Origin of the sequence: Metasolibacillus sp. FSL K6-0083 (assembly GCF_038630865.1) — a bacterium.
Taxonomy (GTDB): domain Bacteria; phylum Bacillota; class Bacilli; order Bacillales_A; family Planococcaceae; genus Metasolibacillus; species Metasolibacillus fluoroglycofenilyticus.
This window is the reverse complement of record NZ_CP152046.1, coordinates 2365001-2367500: the sequence shown is the minus strand read 5'-3', so window position 1 is coordinate 2367500 and position 2500 is coordinate 2365001. Positions and strand designations below refer to the sequence as shown.

Here is a 2500-nt window from a genome sequence, read left to right as displayed (position 1 = left end):
ACGTGACTGAATGAGTGAAAGTAGCTGACGCAGGATGGCGATGTATATCGAAAGCTGAAGGTTAAGTTATTAAGGGCGCACGGTGGATGCCTTGGCACTAGGAGTCGATGAAGGACGGCACTAACACCGATATGCCTCGGGGAGCTGTAAGTAAGCTTTGATCCGGGGATTTCCGAATGGGGAAACCCACTATGTTTAATGGCATAGTATCCATACGTGAATTCATAGCGTATGGAAGACAGACGCAGGGAACTGAAACATCTAAGTACCTGCAGGAAGAGAAAGAAAATTCGATTCCCTGAGTAGCGGCGAGCGAAACGGGAAAAGCCCAAACCAAAGAGCTTGCTCTTTGGGGTTGTAGGACACTCTATACGGAGTTACAAAGGAATGAAGTAGATGAAGCGACTTGGAAAGGTCCGCCAGAGCAGGTAAAAGCCCTGTAGTCGAAAGTTCATTCCCTCCAGAGTGGATCCTGAGTACGGCGGAACACGTGAAATTCCGTCGGAATCCGGGAGGACCATCTCCCAAGGCTAAATACTCCCTAGTGACCGATAGTGAACCAGTACCGTGAGGGAAAGGTGAAAAGCACCCCGGGAGGGGAGTGAAAGAGAACCTGAAACCGTGTGCCTACAAGTAGTTAGAGCCCGTTAATGGGTGATAGCGTGCCTTTTGTAGAATGAACCGGCGAGTTACGATAACGTGCAAGGTTAAGCTGAGAAAGCGGAGCCGCAGCGAAAGCGAGTCTGAATAGGGCGAAGGAGTACGTTGTCGTAGACCCGAAACCAGGTGATCTACCCATGGCCAGGGTGAAGGTAAGGTAACACTTACTGGAGGCCCGAACCCACGTACGTTGAAAAGTGCGGGGATGAGCTGTGGGTAGCGGAGAAATTCCAATCGAACCTGGAGATAGCTGGTTCTCTCCGAAATAGCTTTAGGGCTAGCCTCGTGATGGAGAATACCGGAGGTAGAGCACTGTTTGGACTAGGGGGGCATCTCGCTTTACCGAATTCAGACAAACTCCGAATGCCGGATATTTATACACGGGAGTCAGACTGCGAGTGATAAGATCCGTAGTCAAGAGGGAAACAGCCCAGACCACCAGCTAAGGTCCCAAAGTAATCGTTAAGTGGAAAAGGATGTGGCGTTGCTTAGACAACCAGGATGTTGGCTTAGAAGCAGCCATCATTTAAAGAGTGCGTAATAGCTCACTGGTCGAGTGACACTGCGCCGAAAATGTATCGGGGCTAAACGATTCACCGAAGCTGTGGATTGACATCTACGATGTCAGTGGTAGGAGAGCGTTCTAAGTGCGTTGAAGTCAGACCGGAAGGACTGGTGGAGCGCTTAGAAGTGAGAATGCCGGTATGAGTAGCGAAAGACAGGTGAGAATCCTGTCCACCGTATGACTAAGGTTTCCTGAGGAAGGCTCGTCCGCTCAGGGTTAGTCGGGACCTAAGCCGAGGCCGATAGGCGTAGGCGATGGATAACAGGTTGATATTCCTGTACTACCTCCCCACCGTTTGAGCAATGGGGGGACGCAGGAGGGTAGGGTAAGCAGAGCGTTGGTTGTCTCTGTTCAAGCAGTAAGGCGTGTGTGTAGGCAAATCCGCACACTCTAACGCCAAGCTGTGATGACGAGTCCGTATGGACGAAGTTCCTGATCTCACACTGCCAAGAAAAGCCTCTAGCGAGGTGGGAGGTACCCGTACCGCAAACCGACACAGGTAGTCGAGGAGAGAATCCTAAGGTGTGCGAGAGAACTCTCGTTAAGGAACTCGGCAAAATGACCCCGTAACTTCGGGAGAAGGGGTGCTCTTGAGCGTGCAAGCGCATGAGAGCCGCAGTGAATAGGCCCAGGCGACTGTTTAGCAAAAACACAGGTCTCTGCAAAACCGTAAGGTGACGTATAGGGGCTGACGCCTGCCCGGTGCTGGAAGGTTAAGAGGAGTGGTTAGCGCAAGCGAAGCTATGAATTGAAGCCCCAGTAAACGGCGGCCGTAACTATAACGGTCCTAAGGTAGCGAAATTCCTTGTCGGGTAAGTTCCGACCCGCACGAAAGGCGTAACGATCTGGGCACTGTCTCAACGAGAGACTCGGTGAAATTATAGTACCTGTGAAGATGCAGGTTACCCGCGACAGGACGGAAAGACCCCGTGGAGCTTTACTGTAGCTTGATATTGAATTTTGGTACAACTTGTACAGGATAGGTAGGAGCCAGAGATCTCGGAGCGCCAGCTTCGAAGGAGGCGTCGGTGGGATACTACCCTGGTTGTATTGAAATTCTAACCCGTGCCCCTTAGCGGGGTAGGAGACAGTGTCAGGCGGACAGTTTGACTGGGGCGGTCGCCTCCTAAAAGGTAACGGAGGCGCCCAAAGGTTCCCTCAGAATGGTTGGAAATCATTCGTAGAGTGTAAAGGCACAAGGGAGCTTGACTGCGAGACCTACAAGTCGAGCAGGGTCGAAAGACGGGCTTAGTGATCCGGTGGTTCCGCATGGAA

Annotated in this window: 1 rRNA gene (only partly in view); it reads left to right on the top strand. The window is 51.8% G+C overall.

Annotation, left to right across the window (positions count from 1 at the left end):
• The first annotated feature begins 59 nt into the window (after nucleotides 1-59).
• A 23S ribosomal RNA gene (locus MHB51_RS11000) occupies nucleotides 60-2500 on the top strand; it runs 487 nt beyond the window's last position.